Source organism: Sphingobacterium sp. SRCM116780, assembly GCF_021442025.1.
In the GTDB taxonomy this organism is placed as follows: Bacteria; Bacteroidota; Bacteroidia; order Sphingobacteriales; family Sphingobacteriaceae; genus Sphingobacterium.
Window position 1 is genome coordinate 137,254 of sequence record NZ_CP090446.1, and the last position, 20,930, is coordinate 158,183.

At 36.0% G+C, this 20,930-nt stretch carries 22 protein-coding genes; 17 read left to right on the plus strand and 5 right to left on the minus strand.

Annotated elements, in window-relative coordinates:
- The first annotated feature begins 16 nt into the window (after window positions 1-16).
- From LZQ00_RS00580 to LZQ00_RS00600, 5 genes are all read left to right on the plus strand, one after another.
- Window positions 17-1,210 (plus strand): hypothetical protein, encoded by a 1,194-nt coding sequence (locus LZQ00_RS00580; protein WP_234510933.1) that lies wholly within the window; start codon window positions 17-19, stop codon window positions 1,208-1,210.
- A gap of 34 nt (window positions 1,211-1,244) precedes the next feature.
- The gene (locus LZQ00_RS00585; protein WP_234510935.1) at window positions 1,245-1,946 is read left to right on the plus strand and encodes a MotA/TolQ/ExbB proton channel family protein; all 702 of its coding nucleotides are present in this window, start codon (window positions 1,245-1,247) and stop codon (window positions 1,944-1,946) included.
- A gap of 43 nt (window positions 1,947-1,989) precedes the next feature.
- Entirely contained in the window at window positions 1,990-2,397 is a 408-nt protein-coding gene (locus LZQ00_RS00590) for an ExbD/TolR family protein (protein ID WP_234510937.1), read from the plus strand.
- A gap of 61 nt (window positions 2,398-2,458) precedes the next feature.
- Entirely contained in the window at window positions 2,459-3,286 is an 828-nt protein-coding gene (locus LZQ00_RS00595) for an energy transducer TonB (protein ID WP_234510939.1), read from the plus strand.
- Between the two features lie 13 nt (window positions 3,287-3,299).
- Window positions 3,300-4,604 carry a bifunctional folylpolyglutamate synthase/dihydrofolate synthase gene (locus LZQ00_RS00600; RefSeq protein ID WP_234510941.1) on the plus strand — a complete coding sequence of 435 codons (1,305 nt, stop codon included), beginning with the start codon at window positions 3,300-3,302 and terminating at the stop codon, window positions 4,602-4,604.
- 74 nt (window positions 4,605-4,678) lie between these two features.
- On the opposite strand, the gene LZQ00_RS00605 is transcribed toward LZQ00_RS00600, so the two are convergent.
- Together LZQ00_RS00605 and LZQ00_RS00610 are read right to left on the minus strand one after the other, a co-directional pair.
- On the minus strand, window positions 4,679-5,698 hold the full coding sequence (locus tag LZQ00_RS00605; RefSeq protein ID WP_234510943.1) for an asparaginase: 1,020 nt from the start codon (window positions 5,696-5,698) through the stop codon (window positions 4,679-4,681).
- 8 nt (window positions 5,699-5,706) lie between these two features.
- Entirely contained in the window at window positions 5,707-6,474 is a 768-nt protein-coding gene (locus tag LZQ00_RS00610; RefSeq protein WP_234510945.1) for a TatD family hydrolase, read from the minus strand.
- A 532-nt stretch (window positions 6,475-7,006) separates the two neighbouring features.
- On the opposite strand from LZQ00_RS00610, the gene LZQ00_RS00615 reads away from it, so the two are divergent.
- From LZQ00_RS00615 to LZQ00_RS00640, 6 genes are all read left to right on the plus strand, one after another.
- Window positions 7,007-7,351, plus strand: a complete 345-nt coding sequence (locus tag LZQ00_RS00615; protein WP_234510947.1) for a helix-turn-helix domain-containing protein — start codon at window positions 7,007-7,009, stop codon at window positions 7,349-7,351.
- Window positions 7,345-8,631, plus strand: a complete 1,287-nt coding sequence (locus LZQ00_RS00620; protein ID WP_234510948.1) for a type II toxin-antitoxin system HipA family toxin — start codon at window positions 7,345-7,347, stop codon at window positions 8,629-8,631. Before LZQ00_RS00615 ends, LZQ00_RS00620 begins: the two co-directional genes overlap by 7 nt.
- A 336-nt stretch (window positions 8,632-8,967) precedes the next feature.
- Window positions 8,968-9,549 (plus strand): hypothetical protein, encoded by a 582-nt coding sequence (locus LZQ00_RS00625; protein WP_234510950.1) that lies wholly within the window; start codon window positions 8,968-8,970, stop codon window positions 9,547-9,549.
- 118 nt (window positions 9,550-9,667) lie between these two features.
- Window positions 9,668-10,117, plus strand: coding sequence for a lysozyme (locus LZQ00_RS00630; protein ID WP_234510952.1), 450 nt, complete (start codon window positions 9,668-9,670; stop codon window positions 10,115-10,117).
- A gap of 5 nt (window positions 10,118-10,122) precedes the next feature.
- Window positions 10,123-10,500 (plus strand): hypothetical protein, encoded by a 378-nt coding sequence (locus LZQ00_RS00635; protein WP_234510954.1) that lies wholly within the window; start codon window positions 10,123-10,125, stop codon window positions 10,498-10,500.
- Window positions 10,457-10,972, plus strand: coding sequence for a hypothetical protein (locus tag LZQ00_RS00640; RefSeq protein ID WP_234510993.1), 516 nt, complete (start codon window positions 10,457-10,459; stop codon window positions 10,970-10,972). The genes LZQ00_RS00635 and LZQ00_RS00640 overlap by 44 nt, the downstream gene beginning before the upstream one ends.
- A 246-nt stretch (window positions 10,973-11,218) precedes the next feature.
- On the opposite strand, the gene LZQ00_RS00645 is transcribed toward LZQ00_RS00640, so the two are convergent.
- From LZQ00_RS00645 to LZQ00_RS00655, 3 genes are all read right to left on the minus strand, one after another.
- Window positions 11,219-11,629 (minus strand): hypothetical protein, encoded by a 411-nt coding sequence (locus LZQ00_RS00645; RefSeq protein ID WP_234510996.1) that lies wholly within the window; start codon window positions 11,627-11,629, stop codon window positions 11,219-11,221.
- Window positions 11,630-11,729: 100 nt separating this feature from the next.
- On the minus strand, window positions 11,730-11,957 hold the full coding sequence (locus LZQ00_RS00650) for a hypothetical protein (RefSeq protein WP_234510999.1): 228 nt from the start codon (window positions 11,955-11,957) through the stop codon (window positions 11,730-11,732).
- A gap of 2 nt (window positions 11,958-11,959) precedes the next feature.
- A complete protein-coding gene (locus LZQ00_RS00655) occupies window positions 11,960-12,337 on the minus strand; it encodes a hypothetical protein (RefSeq protein WP_234511002.1) in 378 nt (125 codons plus the stop codon).
- Between the two features lie 277 nt (window positions 12,338-12,614).
- Here LZQ00_RS00655 and LZQ00_RS00660 point away from each other — a divergent pair, with 277 nt between their 5' ends.
- The 6 genes from LZQ00_RS00660 (at window position 12,615) to LZQ00_RS00680 (ending at window position 20,478) form a co-directional block, all read left to right on the plus strand.
- The gene (locus LZQ00_RS00660) at window positions 12,615-13,430 is read left to right on the plus strand and encodes a hypothetical protein (RefSeq protein ID WP_234511005.1); all 816 of its coding nucleotides are present in this window, start codon (window positions 12,615-12,617) and stop codon (window positions 13,428-13,430) included.
- A 156-nt stretch (window positions 13,431-13,586) separates the two neighbouring features.
- Window positions 13,587-13,928 (plus strand): helix-turn-helix domain-containing protein, encoded by a 342-nt coding sequence (locus LZQ00_RS00665; RefSeq protein WP_234511008.1) that lies wholly within the window; start codon window positions 13,587-13,589, stop codon window positions 13,926-13,928.
- 896 nt (window positions 13,929-14,824) lie between these two features.
- A complete protein-coding gene (locus tag LZQ00_RS18440; RefSeq protein WP_262910918.1) occupies window positions 14,825-14,950 on the plus strand; it encodes a hypothetical protein in 126 nt (41 codons plus the stop codon).
- A gap of 62 nt (window positions 14,951-15,012) precedes the next feature.
- Window positions 15,013-17,106 (plus strand): hypothetical protein, encoded by a 2,094-nt coding sequence (locus LZQ00_RS00670; protein WP_234511012.1) that lies wholly within the window; start codon window positions 15,013-15,015, stop codon window positions 17,104-17,106.
- 3 nt (window positions 17,107-17,109) lie between these two features.
- On the plus strand, window positions 17,110-20,088 hold the full coding sequence (locus tag LZQ00_RS00675; protein ID WP_234511015.1) for an EndoU domain-containing protein: 2,979 nt from the start codon (window positions 17,110-17,112) through the stop codon (window positions 20,086-20,088).
- 18 nt (window positions 20,089-20,106) lie between these two features.
- A complete protein-coding gene (locus LZQ00_RS00680; RefSeq protein WP_234511018.1) occupies window positions 20,107-20,478 on the plus strand; it encodes a hypothetical protein in 372 nt (123 codons plus the stop codon).
- Window positions 20,479-20,930: the final 452 nt, after the last annotated feature.

Genomic DNA, 20,930 nt, shown 5'->3' on the forward strand with positions numbered 1-20,930 from the left:
CAAACAATGAATAAGAATGAATTTAGGTAAAAATATCAATAGTTTATTAAAGCGTTACCCAGAAGTTTACGTCAAGGGCTTAGGTGTGTTCAAAAGGAAACATTCTGCGGCGCAGTTCGATAAGCAACGGGCATTATTTTTACCCCCTATTTCTTACGTAGAATTTGATTCGACAGGAGGAGAAGGATTTAATTTTATTCATTATATCCAACAGCAACAAAACTTGAATCTGGATGCTGCAACAGCTGTATTGCAACAGGCCGTTGCAGATTTAAAAGATCAATTAATACAAAATGGACAAGCTAAACTAGAAGATTTAGGGCATATTGTTAGTTATGGCTCTAGTTTAGTCTTTAAACCTTTAGATTTAACTGGTTTCAATTTTGAGCCTGTTCAACATGTTGTTGCTGCAGAAATCGAAACTGTTATTCCAGATCGAGAATTAGCGGAAATTCTTCCCTTACATGCAGTTGAAGAGAAAAGTACGGTAATAGCAGAATCGTATAAGGCAGCTGATGAACAAACGGAGGAAAGTTCTGATATTATCGCAGATGCTGTATTGATTGACGAAGAAACTTCTTTAGCTTCTCCTGTTTTAGAGAAATCTATCTCTTCAGAAGAAGTCTCGAAGGATGTCGAATCACCCGTAGAGCATACAGATCTATACCAGGAAGAAGATAGTCCTAAGTCAAATACCATCTGGTATTATATTTCAGCAGCCATCATTGTTGTTGTATCTGTTATTGTGGCTTTTTTACTAAATCCTTCCTTGAAAGATCAGCTATTGAGCACAAAAAAGGCAGCTCCTCATGTAGCTACAGTTCCTGTTGATACTTTATCAAAAATAGATAGCATACAACCGAAACAAGATGCTATTCCAGTATCTGATACGGTTAATGTTGATAGTACGGCTCAACGTATCGGAGTACATCAAGAGACGACTGCTGTTGTGCAAGAATCTGTGCCTCTTGGACGACCTAATTACCAATTGGTTATTGGTGCACATAAAACAATGGCATTAGCAGAAGCAGAAGCAGTCGCCTTACGTAAAAAAGGTTATACAACCGTGCGTGCGATTGGTGGTCGATTTAAAAAAAATAAAAAACGCGTAATTTGGAATACCTATATGACAAAAGATGAAGCCGAACGTGATCAGGCAACTGTCGTGAAAACTTTCTCTGGGGCATGGGTTGAAAAAATAGCAAAATAGTCTAGTATACACATTTTTAAAATTATAAATTATTATGTCATTGATTCAGAGCGACAGCAATCTTTTGGACACCCTTAATCAGGCTGCACAACAAGCAGTTCCAGTAGTAAAAGAAGAAAATTTGAGTTTAATCCAAATGATGATGAAAGGGGGATGGATTATGGTTCCAATCTTACTTTTATTGTTTATAGCATTGATTATCTTTTTTGAACGTTATTTGACTATTCGTAAAGCAGCAAAATATGATGTTTCATTGATGTCACAGGTGAAAGGAAATGTCCTTTCTGGAAAACTGGACGCTGCGTTAGCGGTTTGTCGTTCAAGCAACTCTGCGTTGGGGCGTATGTTACAAAAAGGATTATTACGTGTGGGTCGTCCAATCAAAGATATTGAAGGAGCTATTGAAAACGTAGGTAAACTTGAGGTCGCTAAATTGGAAAAAAACATCAACATTTTAGGTATCATCGCCGGGATTGCACCTATGCTTGGGTTCGTTGGAACTATTTTTGGGGTAATTACAATCTTTCATGACGTCGAAATGGCGGGCGGTATTGACATCGGTTCTGTATCAGGTGGTCTTTATGTAAAAATGGTTGCTTCAGCATCTGGTTTAACAGTTGGTATCCTTGCTTATATTGGTTACCATATCTTAAACATGATGGTGGAACGTTTGATCTTACGTATGGAAACAGATGCAGTAGAATTTATTGATTTATTAGATGAGCCTGGCGTGTAATTGCTTAGGATTTTAGCTAATTAATCATTTAAAATTTAGGATAATGAATTTAAGAAGTAGAAAAAATAAACCAACAGCAGAAGTGCATACTTCTGCATTGAACGATATCATGTTCTTTTTGATGTTGTTCTTTCTGTTGGCATCTGCTGTTGCCAATCCGCAAGTTGTGAAGTTACTGCTTCCAAAATCTAGCGCTGGAGAACAGTCTGTATCGAAAAAAACATTGACAGTGTCCATTACCTCTGATCTAGCGTATCATGTCGATAAGGCTGTAGTGCCTTACGAAGCATTGGAAGCAGCTATTCAGTCGCAAATACGAACTGGAGAAGAGTTGACGATCATGATGTATGTGGATAATACCGTACCCATTCAAAATGTAATTTCTGTGATGGATATTGCAAACCGTTTGAAAATAAAAGTTGTTCTGGCGACCGAACCAAAGAAGGATTAAGTATCATTTAAACTTTCTAAAAGGTTTACGCTCTAATTTTAAGAAATAGGAGATATAATACATGGCTTACCATCTTCAACATGAGGAAAATAACTTCCCGAAGGCTTTAGGGATTGCCACTGCCATAATGGGGATTTTGGTTTTGATAAGTTTCTTTATCATTTTTGGTACTAAGGTACCAGACGAATACGGTATGGGTGGCATGATTGTGAATTATGGTACAGCTGAGGAAGGGATGGGAGAAGATTATATGAGTGTGGAGGAACCTTCGGTGGATCCAAATGCCAATAATGTAAAACCTGATCGTGTCGTGCCAGAAGAGATTCCTACGCCAACACCTTCTCAACAAGTGGCTGATAAAACTGTGGTTACACAAGATGTAGAAGATGCCCCTGCTGTGACAAAATCAACAAAAGCTGTCAAAACTGTGGCACCTGAAACAACGAAGGAAATCAAGGATAGTAAACCAACAGTCAATTCAAATGCACTTTATAAGGGCAAGAAGAATAATGGGACAGGTTCAGGTGATGGTACAGGTACAGTTCCTGGGAATCAAGGAAGTAAATTGGGCGATCCTTTGGCAAGTAATTATGGTGCAGGCGGTTCTGGTAATGGAAACATGATGCTTTCTATAGAAAACAGAAGTTTTACCCAAAGACCTAAAATAGATGATAATGGACAGCAAGCTGGTAAGGTTGCTGTTGAGTTTCGCGTGAATCAATCAGGTGTGATTATCTATGCTCGCGCAGGAGTGAAAGGAACAACGATTACAGATCCAGGTTTGTTGGAAAAATGTGAACAAGCTGTTCGTGGAGCTCGCTTGAATCAATTAGCAAATGCGCCTGATTCTCAAACAGGCAGAATTGTATTCAATTTTAAATTAAGATAAAAATTCATTGTCAATGAATAACTATAAGGAGGTAATCGAGTATCTATATGCTCGATTACCTATGTTTACCCGTGACGGGGCATCTGCATTTAAAAAGGATTTAGATAATACCCTGGCATTCCTACAAGCGCTAGGTAATCCACAACATAAATTTAAATCCATTCATATTGCAGGCACCAATGGGAAGGGATCTTCTTCTCATATGTTAGCTTCTATCTTTTCTGAAGCGGGATACAAAACCGCCTTATATACATCACCGCATTTACTTGATTTTAGAGAACGTATTCGCATCGATGGTCAGATGGTGAACCAGCAGTTTGTGATTGATTTTGTACATACGCACCGTGCATTGATCGAAGAAATTCAACCTTCCTTTTTTGAAGTGACCGTGGCTATGGCTTTTGATTTCTTTTCAAAACAAGCAGTTGATATTGCCATCATTGAAGTAGGATTAGGTGGTCGTCTCGACTCTACTAATGTGATCCAGCCTTTAGTTTCGTTGATCACCAATATTGGTTTTGATCATATGAATATGTTGGGTAATACACTTGCTGAAATTGCTTTTGAAAAAGCAGGCATCATCAAAGAGAATACACCAGTTGTAGTTTCTGAATATCAGCTCGAAACAGCACCTGTATTTATTGCTAAAGCAAATCAGGAACATGCAGCGTTGGTATTCGCATCCGAATCCTTGACAGCGACTATTGTTGCTTCAGATGAAGATTATCTGGTCGTCCAAGTTGCCGATAAAGATGGGGAAGCAGAAGAGTACGAATTGGATTTAAAAGGCACGTATCAATCTAAAAATATCTTAGGTGTTTTGCAGGTGGTTGAACAGATGCGTATACTGGGATACAATCTGCCATTACCTGCTGTTAAAAGTGCGTTGAAAAAAGTACAAGCATTTACAGGTTTACAAGGTCGTTGGCAAACGCTGTCGAAACAACCATTTGTCATTTGTGATACTGGACATAATGAAGACGGTATTCAAGTCGTGCTTGAAAATTTAGCCAGAACGACCTTTACTCAATTGCATTTTGTGATTGGCGCGATGCGTGATAAGGATCTAGGACATATATTGCCGTTATTACCAAAAGATGCTATTTATTATTTTAGCAATCCGGATATGCCAAGGGCTATGCCTGCTGAAGAGCTTGCCGAGCAAGGACATGCTTTCGGATTAGTAGGAAAGGCTTATGGACTTGTTTTGAAAGCTTTTGAAGCCGCTCAGGCAAATTATCAAGAAGGAGATTTAATCTTTGTTGGCGGAAGCAATTTTGTTGTCTCTGAGGTATTAGCAAACGGTCTTAGCCTTTAAATAAAAGATATGAGACTTTAGATTTGGGAGTATATTAATCTATTATCTCAAATCTCTCCTCTCATATCTATTAATTAGTCATTAATGGTCAATTCGCCTCTGATATTTTTCTCTATCCAATACGCGACATCTTGTTGTCCTTCAAATTCACCCTGTAGATACATAAGCTTCGTTACCGCAGCTTCAAATGTCATATCATAACCATTCAGTACTCCTATTGCTTTCAAGCCTGTACTGGTCTCGTATCGACCCAACTCCACAGAACCAACTTTACACTGCGATATATTGACAATGTTTTTCCCGTTATCAATCGCTTCTTTTAGTAAGTCCAAAAACCATTGATCCGTCGTCGTATTTCCAGAACCAAAAGTTTCCATCACAATAGCACGCACATCGGCATTCAAAATGGATTTGATTGTATTGGGACTGATGCCAGGAAATAATTTCAGAACAGCGACCCGATCATCTAGTCTTGTGTGTAAAATAAACTCCTTATCCCGATTGTCCAGTAAGGCTTCCTGATTGTATTGCAGGTGAATACCCGCTTCAACAAGAACAGGGTAATTTGGCGATCGGAACGCTTCAAATTTTGCTGAATTGTATTTGAAAGAACGATTTCCTCGGAATAATTTATTATCAAATAGAATACAAACTTCTTGAATCATGGATACACCCAGATGTTTGGTTGAAGCAATTTCCAAGGCGGTCATCATGTTTTCACGGGCATCGGTACGGATTTCTCCGATTGGCAATTGCGATCCGGATAAGATGACAGGTTTTTGCAGACCTTCGAGCATAAAACTCAAGACAGACGCAGAAAATGACATCGTATCCGATCCATGTAAGATCACAAACCCATCATAATCATCGTAATTATTTTTAATAATTTGTGCCATTTCAATCCAAATTTCAGGCTTCATATTGGAAGAATCAATAATTGGACTGAAAGAGTGTACAGTCAATTTATAGTTTAATCGACTGAGATCCGGAAGATTGCGTTTGATCAGTTCAAAGTCGAAAGGAACGAATGTTCCCGTTTCGTCTTTCACCATTCCAATGGTTCCGCCCGTGTATATGATAAATATATTATGCATGTTATGAGTTAGATTCCAAATATTCTTTTTGAATTTTCAGTGGTTATTTCTGCTACTTTTTCTATTGAAATCTCCTTGATATCAGCTACTTTCTGTGCGACATAGTAGAGGTAACTACTTTCATTTTCTTTTCCTCGAAAAGGGCTAGGAGCTAAATAAGGAGCGTCTGTCTCTAAGACGATATGCTGCAAATCAATTTGTTTCACCACTTCGTCCAATCCTGCTTTTTTAAAAGTAACAACACCACCTATACCGAGTGCAAAACCGAGATCAATCGCATGTTGCGCCTGGTGAATGTCTCCTGTGAAACAATGCAGTACGCCAAACAATTTTGTATCCTTTAATTCTTTCAAAAGGACGAATAATTCATCAAAAGCTTCTCTACAGTGAATGTCAATGGGTAAATTCATGTCTTTAGCCCATTGTACTTGTGTTCGAAAGGCATCTTTTTGAATTTCTAATGTGGATTTATCCCAATACAAATCTAAACCAATTTCTCCAATAGCATACACGTGATGCTGCTGCAATGCCTCATATATTTTTGCTAATTCTTGCTGATAATTTTCTTTCACATCACAAGGATGTAATCCTAGCATAGGAAAACAGTTTTCTGGATATGTCGCGACAGTTTTCATTACCGCAGGAATCGATTCGCTATTGACATTGGGAAGAAATAATCTTTTAATATCTTTCTCAAAGCAACGTTGCATCTGTTGTGTTAATGTATTGCTATCGGCGTGGTAATATATATGGGTGTGGGTATCTGTTAATAACATCAAGTCAAAGTTGTAGGTATCACTAGGGTAAAAATAAATGTTTAGGATGATATGACCTAATTTGATGAAATTTTATCATTATTATGCTGATTGTAATAAGGACAAGACGTTAAAAATTAAGAAGATATCAGACTGTTTTGTTGCGAATATACTAGGCTAGTTGTACTGTTTTTCTTTTTTTTGTGAAAAATGAAGATAATGGAAGAAATGAAAATTGCTTATCGAATACCTGTTTAGTACTTTTTTATACGGGTTTAACCTCTTGTTGTAAAAATAATTCTTTTTGCTTAGGATATGAGAGCATAAGCCAGTGCTTAAAGATAATGCTCGTCTGCTATTTTAAGCTGGTACTTTGGAGTATAACTAGCATCGAGAGCTGTATTTTTGTGCTATTTTTGAATGAAATATCATTCGTTAATGGCTAATTTTGCTATTAATGATTGATATTTCATGCGTATCTGTTTTGTTAAATCAAAAAAATATAGGTATATTTGAGTGATATTTTACGCATTAATAATAAAAATGATTAGTTATGAATGATATATCATACCATCCATCTTATAGTGATGCCGCTATTCTCAGGGAGATTGGCGAGTTTGTCAAAGCTAAACGGATAGATCATAATCTCACACAGGATGAAGTCGCCGAAAGGGCGGCTATTAGTCGTTCTACGCTTAGCCTAACTGAGCGGGGCGAAAATATTGGGTTAATCAATTTACTCAAGGTATTACGGGTTTTGGATGCGCTCTATGTATTTGATCTGTTCAAAGTCGAGCCAAAGATCAGTCCAATGCTGTTGGCAAAGGAAGACGAGAAAAAACGAAAAAGAGCTTCTAAAAGCAATCCTCAAATCACTAAAGATGATCTCGGATGGTAAAGACAGCCTTTGTAAAATTGTGGGGTAAAAGAATTGGAGCGATCGCCTGGGATGACAAGCAGGAGCTTGGTTTTTTTGAATATGATAAAAAATTCAGTACAGGAAACCTGGATGTTGCCCCAATCAAAATGCCATTATCTCTACGTATCTTTTCTTTTCCAGAACTTCGAAACAGCAATACCTTTAAAGGTCTTCCCGGATTATTAGCAGATGCGTTGCCAGATAAATATGGTCATGAACTGATCAATATTTGGCTGGCTCGAAATGGACGTCCTGAAAATTCACTAAACCCTGTTGAATTGCTGTGTTTTATCGGTAGTAGAGGTATGGGAGCATTGGAGTTTGAACCGACTATCTTATCTACGGCGGATAGTTTCCGCAGTATAGAGCTCTCCAGCTTGATAGATACGACCATGAAATTGCTCGAGAGCAGAGCTGGTTTTGAAGCTCATACTGACCATGATCTGCAAGATGTCTTGTTAGATGTCTTGAAAATGGGAACATCGGCAGGTGGGGCTCGCCCTAAAGCAATCATTGCCTATAACGAAGCCACGGGTATGATCCGCTCTGGGCAAACGTTGCAGGAGAAAGGCTTTGAACATTGGTTGATAAAATTTGACGGAGTAAATGATGCACAATTTGGGGCATCGTATGGTTATGGCCGTGTGGAAATGGCTTACTATAAAATGGCTACTGATGCAGGGATAGTGATGATGGAAAGTCGTCTGATTGAAGAAGAAGGACGGGCACATTTTATGACCAAACGTTTCGATCGAAGAAAAGGCAACCAAAAATTACATGTACAGACATTTTGTGCCATGCAGCATTATGATTTTAATCAGGTTAGTAGTTATAGTTACGAGCAATTGTTTCAAACCATGCGACAATTGAAGCTCACTTATGCTGAAGCAGAGCAACTATATCGTCGAATGGTATTCAATGTGTTCGCTCGAAACTGTGATGATCATACGAAAAACTTTGCTTTCTTAATGGAGCCTGATGGTAAATGGACATTGGCACCTGCCTATGATGTATGTCATGCTTACCGACCAGATAGTGAATGGGTAAGTCAGCATAACCTTAGCATTAATGGTAAAAGAAAAAACTTTATCAAAGAAGATCTCCTTGTCATTGCCAAACAAAATTCCATTCGTCATCCAGAGGGTATTCTTGCCGAAGTACAAGATAAGGTAAATAAATGGATGGAATACGCGCAAGAATACAACGTAGATATCAAATTAGCAAAAGCCATAGATACTACACTCATTAAAACCATGTAAGTCGTCTATTTTTTGTGCAAGCCTCATGTGATAAATAAGGAGGTTATAGGGTAATTGCATCACAATAGAGATCGCATTATAAAGTAATCCTATGAGCTATATTTATAGCGTGAAACACCTTTTTATAATTATTTCACCACTATAGTTAAATAAAATTTTAAATTTTATTATCCTTCTATTCCCTTTCTTAGGGGTTTAAACCTACTTTTTGTAAACCTTCGCCCTTTATTTTCGGTATCTTGAAGATACCGCTTACAAACCTCACATATTTTGTTTTTTTATACCAAAGGTGCTGTACTTTTGTAGTAAGATATTCCAAAATAGAATAAAGTAAATATGAAAGAAAAGATTTTAGCAGCTCTTACGACCCGATATAAAGATCTCGGTTTTGGAGCAAAAGCAATTGCAGAAGTAGCCCATTATTTGGCTAAAAAAGTAATTTATGAAGAAGAAATTGATGGTGCCATCCAAGATGTAAAGGGACTGCTAGAAGTCTTTCAAAGCGATACAGATGCGCGGGTCCAGCGTGCGGTTATCAAGACAAAAGCAAAGGTGCAGGAAAAGCGAACTGACGCAAACAAAAACAAGTGTTGTAATTTAAAAAACATGCATACATCCAAGCAAAAAGAAAATCAACAAGGTGGAGAAGCATCAAAAAAAGAAACACTTAAGCAGAAAGAATACGTCGATCAGCAAACGACAGACAGCTATCAAGCTCTTCTTGATGCTCTGACGAAACAATGTATAACACAAGTAACTCCAAAAAATAAGGTGCCAAATAATGTGCACAATATCACAGTAATCTGTGTTGAAGGAAATAACTATACAGTTTCTGTTCAGAGCAAAAAGACGGACAATGAGACTAATCAAGCAATTGGTTATTGGAAACAATTTCTACGGAACATACGGATACGATAACTGATGCTGATGGGTTGTAGCGAAAGACCGTTCACTACAATAGTCCGTTTTTTGGAATAGATTAGAATAAATGAGAGCTCTCCGTTTGGAGGGCTTTTTTTGACAGGAAAGAAATATAATGAAAACAGGACAAAAAGGATTACAACTCATAAAGGATTTTGAAGGTTGGTATAGTAAACCCTATCTGGATCCGATAGGAATACCAACGATAGGCTATGGATTTACCTATTACATGCCCAGCAAGCGTAAGGTTACGATGGGAGATGTTACCTTGACGAGAGCAGAAGGCGATCGGATGTTAGCGGAAATTCTTTGTAATTATGAAAACGATGTACGAAGACTAGTGACTAAATCACTGCGTCAGCAGCAATTTGATGCATTAGTGTCTTTTACCTACAACTTAGGTGGAAGTAATTTAAGTAAATCAACCTTATTGAAAAAGGTAAATAGAAATCCAGAAGACAAGAGCATTGCTGAGGAATTTGTAAAATGGAATAAGGCAGGAGGAAAGGTCTTATCCGGGTTGACCCGAAGAAGGGTCGCAGAATCGAAATTATATTTTAGTTAAATGATATGGAACTATTAGACTTATTAGAAAGATTTGGAGCGCCCATAATCACTGGAATAGGTGGTTATTTTGTTGGACGCCCAAAACAACAAGCGGAGGTGGAAGCCACCAATGTGGAGAATGCAGGAAAAGTCATTGATAAGTGGGAAGGCTATGCCGATAGATTAGAGAAAAACATAGAACAGTTACGTTCTGTCATTGGAGATTTAAACGATGCCCTGAAGCTTGCCAATGATGAAAAAATTGCCTGCGCAAAAACATTAGCAAAGTTAGAGGCAGAATATGATGACCTGATGAAGCTTTACAATGAATTACAGATTGAATTAAGGATAATTAAAAATGAAGAAAATAGCAGGAATGATCATAGTCATACTCTTAATTAATGGATGTGGACTATTTAAAAAAACTTCCAAAACAAAGCAATTGGAAACCGTTGAAGCTGTGAAAACCATAAAAGGTAATCTGCAGCAAGAGAAACAGATAGAAATGAAGACGGAGACAGATTTACAATCTTTTGTATGGAAGGATGGGCAAATCGTGACACAACTTGAAGGAGAAGATATTGTCATTGCGAAGGATGGAACTGTTCGGATGGGTAAAGGGAAGGTCAAAAAGCAAGAGGTGGAGAAATCCAATGTTGTTCAGTTGAAGAACCAAACAAAAGAAATCCACCAAAACGAAAAGAGTCAGGAATCAATTGCATCTAAACAGAAATTGGCTTTTGAAAAGAAAGTGTCAAGTCAAGTGAACGAACCTGAATCGAGCAATTTTTTCTGGTTTTGGATCGGTCTTGTTGGTCTGATTTTTATTTGTCTTTATTGGATAAAGAAAAGAATAGGCGGAACTAAATTTTGACAAAAAAGACCACTTTTATAAGGTGGTCTTTTTTGATTCAATGAAATACTAACATAATTTTGAAGGTTATGAAGTTACTCAGGCAATATCCTTAAATTAGTTCAGTGAGGTTTGAAAAATAAATATACACTGATTTCCATTTGAACACAGTACTGTTAAAGTTATTATCAGATCATATCTGATGATGGTTCGTCAATCGATACATCTTATGGAGATGAATGATAGCAATAAAAAATAGTCGGATCATTACTTGCTGTTAAACCGAGAATGAATTAAATAGTAATTCGCAATCTGCTTGATTTCTTTTTTAAAATCTGTATATAAATCATACTGATTGCAGGCGCATATAATGGATTTCTGCAACGTATCGTTGTTGATATTTAAATAAGGCCCTGCCTCTTTGTAAATCGAACTTTTTACTTTCGTTTTTAAAAGAACCAGTTTTTCAGGTTGAAAAATCCTTAATACAACAGATATGGCCTTATAGCGATGTTGAATGTCCTTGTAGTTGATAAACTCTCCCTTAATCTGTTCAGGGTTAATCCCTACAAATGCACAATAACAATCGATGACAGCTTGAACCCTAGATAGATCAGGCTCATACATGGTGTTGATTGTCTTTAATATTTCCGGGTGATTTTCTGTTAAAAAGCTCATAATAAAAGAATGATATAAGGTGTTCATGTTGTGTGATAATTAATGTTGTTGATAACGCATTGAATTAAATGCTACGATTGTCTTGTGATGTTCAATGAACCTACGACAAACAGTTTTTTTCTAAATGTTTGTCAATGAAAGTTATGTTTGACTGTTGATCAGCTTTGGTTTCTGTGACATCATTTAATCTTAGTCGTTCATTTTTTCTGGTCTGCTCATAGATATATTGCATCCAGTCATTGTAGCTATCCATTCTGTTTTCGCGATCAAAATCCAATGGATATAGCGATTTGCTGACTTTTAATGTTTTTATTGATTGTTGTGCCATGTCTATTGTTCGTTTAAATATTCAAAAGCTTTTCTTTCTGCAATTTTTAATGCTTCATGTGTGTCAAAGGCATCATGTTGATCCGTTAATTCCTCTGTTTCTTCACTCGCGATAAATCCTTTTGCATAATTATAATTTGTCAGGATTTCATATTGCGGTTCAAATTCCACGAGGATTTCCTTAAGATCCGTCTGTTCATCATAATCCTGTGTAACCCATTTTTCGATGGGTAAAAAAAAAAAGATAGCCCCCATCTCTACTGTTTCATAATCAATGTAAGCGTAGCCTTTATACACGAATATATTTTCGGATACATGGTAATGGATGTCCAAACCTCTTAAATGCGTGTCAAACTTTGATACTAATGACTTTCCTTTCATAATCCTGAGTTTTTGTGCTGTATATATTATTCTGTCGTCTATTGTAATGGATTAGTTAAACAAAGTTAAACATAAAAGTTAAACAATCAAATGTTTTTACAGATTTATTTTAAATATTGCTGTTTAATATGAAATATATTAAACTTTTTTGTTTATATTTAAAGTGTTTATAATAAGATATTTATAATTTTTAACTTCTTATTATTTGTTTAAGTTAAATAGATTGTATAACTTAGCCTCAGGTTGTTATGAAATTGTGTAACAATTGTTAAACACTATGAAAAAGATGGAGACTTACCTAGATAATAATTTTGAGGTCTTGCGTTCAGAGATGGAAGTTACCAATCGTCAATTTGCTGCTATTTTGGGTGTAAGAGAGCAAGTTTATTCCCGGATCAAAAAAGGAGAATATCCTATAGGTCTTACAATGAAGACACGAATAGAAAAAGCTTTTCCACAGGTGAACTATGACTGGTTGGTTTATAACAAAGGAGAGCGTGAAAAACGAGGAAGTTTTGTACAGTCAAATGCTGTTTCCATGATCAATGTGGGCAATGGAAAATCGATCGGTTATTTTTCTGATGAAGTGAAATTCATGGATGAAAACAAAAACAATATCTTTTTTGAAGTTTCTCCTGGCCGTTATCTCATGCAGACAAAATTAGTGACGGAGAAAGCAAAAGCAGGTTATCTGTCAGGTTTTTCCGATTCCGAATATATGGATGAGCTACCCGCACATTTTATCACCGTAAATGAGTTCCATCGGGGCGTATACCGATCATTCGAAGTCAGCGGTGATAGTATGACCGACGGTACAGATGCAAGTGTTCTGGATGGAGATATCGTGACAGGACGTTTGATAAAAAGGGAATTATGGCAATCCAAATTCCATACCCATAAATATCGCTATTGGGTTATTGTTCACCGGTACGAAGGTGTCATCATTAAAGAAATTGTCAATCATGAGGTAGAGAAGGGTATTCTCACCCTGCATTCGCTGAATACAGATAAGGATAAATATCCTGACTTTACAATCACACTAGACGATGTCGATCAGATTTTCAATGTCGTAGATATCAGTCGATCATTATGAGGCTATCAGGAATATGCTGCTCACAAGCAGAGCGGAGTCAAACCTGATAGGATTGGAGAAGACTTTGAACATGATGGAAGAATAAAAATCGAACTTGGATGCTCAGGAAGTAAATATGTATGATTACTTTATGACCGTTAAAAACAATTTATTCGAATGAAAAAAGAAGCACAACGTTTAAAAGAGTTTCGAACATTGTTAGGACTTACACAAACTGAGTTTTCGGAAGGTGTGGAGGTATCTCAAGCCTATCTATCCAAATACGAAAATGGACAATATGAAATTCCGATCGACTTTGTAAAAGCTTTATACCGAAAATATAAACTGAACTATGAATGGTTTTTTCATGGTTATGGCAAACCAATCTTGGGACAGATTCAGCGGGCTACCATCACCACTGATGTGAAAGAACTCCTGCTGGAAAACAAGATCCTGAAATCAAAAATCGAGTCCATAGAGAAAAAAATAACATATTTAATGGAACAGCTGGATAAATAACAGCTGTTCCATTTTTTTTTTGTTTATTCAAGCAATTACCTCATCTGCTTAGCTAGATATTGATGATAGTAAATTGGAAAATCAACAATAAGTCGGTAATTCTCGTGCTGTTACCTACCTTTAAATACTTAAATATAGAACTTTTAATCTTCCTGAATTTTTTGAGAGAACGATACTTGGATGTTTTCACTAGAAAACATCCGCTAGTGATCCAGTCGTTAAGCAGGGACTAAGCAGGGTATAAGCGTCCTAAAAGCGTTATTCAAGAGAGCACAATATTTGGAACAGGTAAGAGCGTGGTAAGAGCGTTGATAGTGCGTTTTAGATGTGCTTTTAATACTGTATGTACGCTTTATCCCTGATTAGTCTCTACTTAGCCCCTACTTGATCCCTACTTATGAACAAGAGGACATACAATCCTATAATAACGATACACTATTTTAGCTTCAAATTACCATTCCTAATTTAATAGATACAGCCGAATTGTTTATAAGAGACTGTTCGGTTGTATCTTTTTTCAGCTATCCATTGGATAGTTGTTTTGTCTTTGGGTACTCCATTTTAAGCCAACGCATATAATCCTATTTCTTCTAATAAAAGCAACATAACCTAAAATAATCTTATCAGACTACTTAAGTCAAAAAAAGTAAACCTTTTCAATTATATTTCTTATTTCTCAAAGGTTGACCAAGTGTAGTGATCCAGTAGTTTGCTATTGGATGGTGTAAAACCATATGCTCTTCTCCAAAAACAACAGTTATTTTCCCGAGTTTTCGGTAGTTTTCAAATACCGAGAGAAAACAGCAGTTTTATTGATAATTCAGCCTCACTCCCCCCTTACTTTTGCTATACCCCGTTTCAAAGCGCTTGTCTTCAAGGCTTGTTACGACTGTTTTATGAGCGCACAACTAGCAGGTAATAAAGATAATATGAAATGGGATAACGAGTTCGAACACCGTGGAAATGATCATGGAACCATCGATTTGAAGTACTGCTGTACAGCGCTCTTTATGCTGCAGTAGCAACTTAAGTGGAGTGGGTATCCATGGCTAACAAAAGGTTTAATAAATAAAAAACGAAAACTATGTTTATACCGGAATCACATTTTTTTACAGATACCAATGGGATCAGCCAAACGGCGGAGCAATCCTTTGGCCCAAAGGATGTAAATACCTTCGATGTTACTGCACGGTTTAGCAGTACGGGAGGGATGGCTTATGCGCTCTGTAAGAGCGTGGTCTTCATTCAACCACAGGAAGGTAATAGTCAATTGGTCAACTTGATCCTTCGTCCATACCAGCAGCCCATTACAGGGCTTAATATTCGCTATATCGTCTATCGCGGATTGCGTAGGCAGGATTTTTTTACAGGCGAATTGGTGCTGCCTCCTACAGCCGCACAAACAGATTTTATTCGTAAAGTCAATAAATCTTTTGATGATTTTTACGAACAGACCAAAAGTGAGAAGCCAACATTTGAAACCAAATACATTGGCTTCGATCCAGCGAATCAACAAGACAGCGAAACCCTGGATAGTTATTTCTTCAAAGAAAGTGAAGTAACGGTTACAGGAGATACAACCGTTGAATCAGCAACAGATGCCTTTGAATTACCAATGGTGCAGGCAGGTGATAGTCTTGGTTTTTTTCAAACGGGCGAATGCGGTATTGATATCGTATTAGGGTATGGCGATTATAAGCTGGAAAATGCTGTCGACGAATTTGTCTTTGATCTTGCCTATGCTAGGAAAAGTCATGTCAAGATCGATGTAGCCAATGTAACAACCGCAGCACAAAAGAAACGCGTGAAAGAGCAGGCAACTCAATTTATTGATGTAGCAGCTTTTTATGGATTTCATGTCGAGAACGGTAGTGTTACGGTCAACGATAATGGTTCTCCGGTAAAAACCAAAGGACTGGATATTTATAACAATATCGTATCCAAATTCTATTCGAAGAATACATTGTACCTCTATATTCAAGGCGATCGTGGACGATCGTACAATTTTTACGGCAATTACAGCTTGGCATCTGATTCCAATTTTAACATCAAAGTTGATGGTACAGGAACCAACTTTGGAAAGAATGAGTGGCCGGTGCACGTCGTGGAATCAACGCAGCAACATGAAGAGGTCAATAACTTGACCATTATTCAATTGCTGACAGATAGTAATCCCGAAGCGATGCTTTACGTACAAGTTGGTGATTTGACCAATGCTGTGAAAAATAATTTTATGAATGCGACAGCATTAAAAGCACCTGAAGATCCGAATAGCCAAACATCGATAGCGTATACACCCGATTTGCTATTAAGCAACCCTTCAGTGGGCACCACGGATAAGAAAATCGTAGCAACGTTTAATGTGTTGATTTATCAGGGAGTGGGACGGAAGTATAAAATAAATAACACGGATCAGGAAGAGTATGATAAAAATCAATATGATGATCTGTTTGATTTAATTGCTGAAGTTTCATTGTTAAAATCAAGTTCAAATGCTGAACAATCTGTGATTTCTTCACAAATATTAAAATCAGTACAATTCAATAAAGATTCCAAAGGCTTAGCAATTGTGCAGACAAATAAAGTGCAGGGTTATATTGAGCAGGGAGAAGAGCGATTTAATCGAGTAATTTATGCTACCGACGTAATTGACCACATGAACAATGCAACTGATTATATAGAGGCAACTTCTCCACAGGTAAGTACTGGATCCAGTACTGTTGGAAGTGTGACTTCTTCTAGTCAACGGAATCTATTATCAAAATTCCCTTTTTATCTGCAAGAATTTTCGGATGGACTGGAAACGATAAAAGGCATGTTGTTATTGGACTCTGGAGTTTTTAAAGGCTCTCAGTTGATCATTGGTATAACTGATGAAGAAAACAATCAAATAAAAAGTATCATTTCTGATCAGAATCTAATCAAGAAGAGGTTATTTCTGCTGGCGTATTATAATGGTCCCAACCAATTGGTTTCATCCGAAAATGTGGATTACCAAAAGTTCAAACTTGGAATAGTTGCAGAAGATAATTTAAACAATATAAATATTTACTTACCTGACCAAGAAGTTGTTCTTTATTCCTTGGATAACAGTTATTATTTCTCCAAAGACTTTAGTAGTGTTTTGGAACAGGAAAAACAACAAGTAGGTAATGGAACATTTGACTTAACACTTTAATTTATGGCAGATTTAATTGTATTATTGACACAACCCCTGTTAACGGGGATAAATACACCTGTAAAACAATCCATTATTGTACCATTATCATCGATTAGTGATAAAACTATATTTGATCCTTTGGATCAAGACCTCATGTTTTTTAATAGCGGACGAATAAAACGATTTGTGTTAAATGGGGTACCATTGATGAGTATTTTTGATTCAGATACAGGAAAATTTAAAGGTTATTTTTCTGAGACTAAGTTTTGGGAAAATAATAATATAAATGACTTGAAGACCAATTTAACGACAGCTTCTATTGGAAAATTGGGAGAAGCCTTCAATTTTTATACATACGGTAATTTAGATAAGATTAAACCCGATGATAATGTTATTTTGGCGACGGCTTCAATAGGTAGTCGACTTAAAGAAAACAATACGCAAGAGCATAATTTTGATATTTATTATAGTTATAAACGGATACCTTATGCGGTGTTAAATCCAATTCTCGATGAAGTCACAGATTTGGATTATTCAAAAATTTTGAGTTATGAATCGACAGAGATAAAAATACCTATTTCTGATACGGTAAGTAACTATGGCAATTACGTTTTGCGAAAGGGATTATTACGATCAAATGGCACTGTTGATGAATTTAATGAAGATGAGAATAACGTATTTCTAGATATTATGCGGGTTTTTGAAATCATTGAGACTGAACAATCTTTCAAAGATATATTAATTAATGAAAATCTATATGCACCGTTTGAAGCACATCTGGCTCTGTTTAATAGATATTCAAAAGATTATGGTCAAATTGATGAAGCATATCACAGATTGTATACGGACGAATATTTTTCGATTTTTCGTTTGAAACTTATTCAGTTTAGATACTGGATATTACAGTATAAAGAAACAAATTACACCACAATACATCCAACAGATTTGAAAGTGCAAATATTGGATTTGTTTCCCTCAGATGAGCTCGCTTTTTTGCCTTATCAGTTTAAGATTGATCTTTTAGAGAGTTTATTTATAGAAAAAGGAGGTAACATTAGTTACATTTCAAATCTTACAGTGCCACAGCAGGAAACTGTAATTAAATTGGTGCAGGCCATATACATAGAGAGAAATGGGCAGATTAATTATACGGAAATAAATGACTTCTTCAGTTTTTTGCGAAAGGATATTCTGATAAATGAAGGGTTGCTCGCAGAAAAAAGACAGACGTATTATGAGATTCTATATAATGAAATAGATGATCCACGATTATTTGGAGATGATGGTAAAGGACGTAAAGGGCAATTTGTACATGCTGTTTATAATTTATGGACTTTAAGTAAGTATAATCCTGGTCACGTCGATTCCATTATAGCCAATAATGCTTTAAGTAATTTTTCATATACAAAATATCCTTATTACGAAAAAGATCAGTATCCAGAGGGGATTCAAATAACAGCAGCACCTGCTGTTCTGACTTATAGATCAGATAAAATTCTACTATGGTATGTGGATAATTTCAAATTTAGGTTTGTAAATAAACAGATTGTCGTGGTAGAGCAACGCAATGAAACGCTTGGAAATACAGAACTAGGAATCAATTTAACAGATTATACTATTGGGTTTTATGACCCATTTCAACCTGTGGCAATTGCAGCAACAAATGCAGATGATACTATTATAATGTTGCCAGTAAAGACATTGACACCTTCAAATGGTCAAGATGTGAATGTTACAGAAAATAGTATGCCGATTTTTTATTTACATTACGTAGATGATTTGGGTGACTATAGTGATTTTAAGCAGTCAGTAAGAACTGTAATAGATATTTTAACTTTATATTATGGAGCCGTGTCAGCGTTTAAATATGCAAGAGCATTTTCTTTATTAAGAAATACTGCTTCTGGACTTTTTGAAATAGTTGATATACATTTACTTTATAAGATTATAGGAGGTTTAGTGACTTCAACTGCAGAAACATTAGCATCTGCTGCAAATATAATTTACCAGTTAGTGACAAGTGACTGCGAAGTTTATCTAAACTCTAGTCAACCACCTCCATCAACAAATGATTCCAATAGTGATGATTACAATTTTTGTAAATCTGCTAATGCCTGGTTGTTTGCATTGGAAATGGTTTCCATGTCTGTTAATGCGCTTACAAGATCAGCTCTAAAAACAGCCACTCGTAAAATGATGAATGCGATGAGTTCTGAGACAAATGTATTATTTACTGAAGCCCAAAGAAGTTGTCTTTGGGAATTGGCAGATATTAATTTGGACGTAAATAGATTTGTTAATAATATTCCATCAGAGTTTGAAAATGTGAAACAATATTTAAATGGAATTAAGAATAATTATGCAAACAGGGTGTATGACTTTTCTACATATTTTAGAAATGATGTGAAAAATAGCAGAAAGGTTCTGGCTGAATATAATGATGATATCACTTTATTGGAAGAATGGATTATGACACCAGAATATGATAGATTCTATTTTAATCTTCTAAAATTTGATCAAGCACCATTATTTTTAAAAAACATTCGGTATATTAAACAATCTGATGAGCTTGATTTGGAGATTTTTAAAGGAGTTATTGCACCAGATACTACAACAACTCCTTTTAGTTGGGATGCAAAAGGAGTACACCATTATGATGCATTGATGATAAATGGTAAAGGCGGGTTAGGGAGAATTGTTGAAAATACAAAATATCCAGTTGGTCCTGAGGGACTTGGTTATTACAAAGCAAAAGTGCAGCTATATCATTTAGATTTTCCAAATAATGGTCATTGGAAAGTTAAAAATAGTAGTAAAGGGATGAGTACTTTTTTCCCTGATTCTTGGGATAAGAAAAAACTACAAAATGAATTAGCTTATGCCTATACATATAGAAAATACGTTGAACATAATCAATACACAGGAATAATGACAGATGGAGTAAAGGTAAGATTTCATATAGATAATGGGATTATCAAAACTGCATTTCCTAATTTATAAGACATAAAATTCTGATATATGAATATAATAAACAAATATGAGATATCTTTCTCTAATAAAATACTTGACTTCAAGACTGGCAATGAAATTGTCAAAATAGTTAATGTTAATAATCCCATATTAGGTGAATTCTTAATTGGTTGGTTTTCGGCAAAAGAAATTGACGAATTATTATTACCAGATGTAGATGATGCATTAAGTAATCCTAATGCAGCGCTAGAAAATGGCAGTGAAACGGTATCTATTTATATATATTACCAGACTGTGAAGTTTCATAAAGATAATATACAAGGTTGGGCTTATGAACTACCAACTCAGGATTTTAAGGAAATAGTCCTACTATGGCGTGATTTTCTGTTAACACCGCCATTAAATGGAACTAGAGTATAGGTGCAATTCGATAATGTAAAAAGTATAGATTTTGCAGGAGATGGTATATTCTACACTATTCTTTTTAATATACAGCCGAGTTTCCCATTTTGGAGACTCGGCTGTATTTTTAAGAACTCATTCTGTCCTTGTTTCTATAAGGTAGTCAGCTATCCAATGGATGGTTATTTTGTCTTGGGTACTTCCATTTTAAACCAACGCATATAACTCTATTTCTTCTAATGAAAGCAACATAACCTAAAATAATCTTAACAGACTACTTAAGTCAAAAAAAATAAACCTTTTCAATTATATTTCTTATTCCTCAAAAGATTGACCAAGTGTAGTGATCAAATAATCTACTATTATGATCAGAAAAAACTACAAGCTCATCTCGAAAAATAGCAGTTATTTTCCCGAGTTTTCGGTAGTTCTCAAATACCGAGAGAAAACAACAGTTTTATTGGTAATTC